Source organism: Agrobacterium sp. CFBP 3001, from assembly GCF_027871605.1.
Taxonomy (GTDB): Bacteria; Pseudomonadota; Alphaproteobacteria; order Rhizobiales; family Rhizobiaceae; genus Agrobacterium; species Agrobacterium leguminum.
Genome location: NZ_JAQAHD010000053.1, coordinates 1 through 1,278, shown reverse-complemented (window position 1 = coordinate 1,278; position 1,278 = coordinate 1). Strand labels below are relative to the sequence as shown.

The following is a 1,278-nucleotide window of genomic DNA, read 5'->3' as shown; positions in this document are numbered from 1 at the left end:
GGAAGCGGTCAAGCCCGAAGAGCTGATCGGACGGCTGGTCGATATCTCCATCGAGATCAGCCAGGGCGACGGCGATGGCGGCGGTGTTCGCCGCCCCTTCAACGGCCTGGTGACGGAGCTGCATGAAGGCCCGCCTATCACCCGCGGCATGCGCTCCTACGCGCTGACCATCCGCCCGCAAATGTGGCTTCTGTCGCGCCGGTCGGATTGCCGTATCTGGATGGACAAGACGGCGGTGGAGGTCGTCGAGACGCTGTTTTCCGAACACGGCATTCCCGCTCCCGATACATCGGGCATCATCTCGCCGCCGCCCGCACAGCATTACAGCGTGCAATGGAACGAGACGGATCTCGATTATCTCACCCGCCGTTTCGAAGAGGACGGCCTGTTCTACTGGTTCAGCCATGAGGATGGTTCCCACAAGCTGCATGTGGCCGATAGCGCCAGCGGCTGGCTCGGGCCGTCGCCGGCCGCCCAGGGGGAGGGGACGGTGCGTCTGGCGCAGGGGTCTTCGGATCGTAACCACATCAACGACTGGGCGCGGCGTTTTTCCTATGTTTCGGGTCAGCGCGCTGGCGCGGACTGGAATTTCGAGACGCCGGGCATGGTGCCGGGCACGATGACACCGTCGCTGGTGCAGATGCCGGATGCGACGAAGCGCGAGCTTTACGAATATCCGGCCCGCATCAAGACGGTGGAAGAGGCCGAGCGCGCGCAAAAACTGCGCACCCAGTCCATCGAAGCCGATCACGACCGGGTTTTCGGTTCGTCGACCTCGCGCATTCTGGAGGCCGGCCGCCGTTTCACGCCTTACGAGGTCGCCCACCCCGAACACGCCTATGAAGAACATGTCATCATCAGGGCAAGCCACAATATCGTCGATCTCTCTTATGAGACCAATGGCAACGAGCCGGAATATCGCAATCACTTCGAGGCGATCCCCGCCCGTGTGCCGCTGACGCCGCACCGGTCAACAAAACGCCCGCGCATCGAAGGTACGCAGGTGGCGATCGTCGCCGGACCTGAAGGCGAGGAAATCCATCCTGACCAATATGGCCGCATCAAGCTGTGGTTCCCGTGGGACCGCAAGGCGAAGAAGGATGGCACGGATACGTGCTGGGTTCGTGTCAGCCAGGCATGGGGCGGCGGCACATGGGGTGCGCAGGTCATTCCGCGCATCGGCATGGAGGTGATGGTCGCCTTTGTCGATGGCGACCCGGATAAGCCGCTGGTCATCGGCGTGGTCAACAATCCGGCCAATTCCGTGCCTTACGACCT

General features: G+C 62.8%; 1 protein-coding gene. It reads left to right on the top strand.

The features are described 5' to 3' along the window. A partial coding sequence (gene tssI, locus PH605_RS25230; protein ID WP_271040165.1) for a type VI secretion system tip protein TssI/VgrG occupies positions 1 to 1,278 on the top strand: 1,278 nt, incomplete at both ends.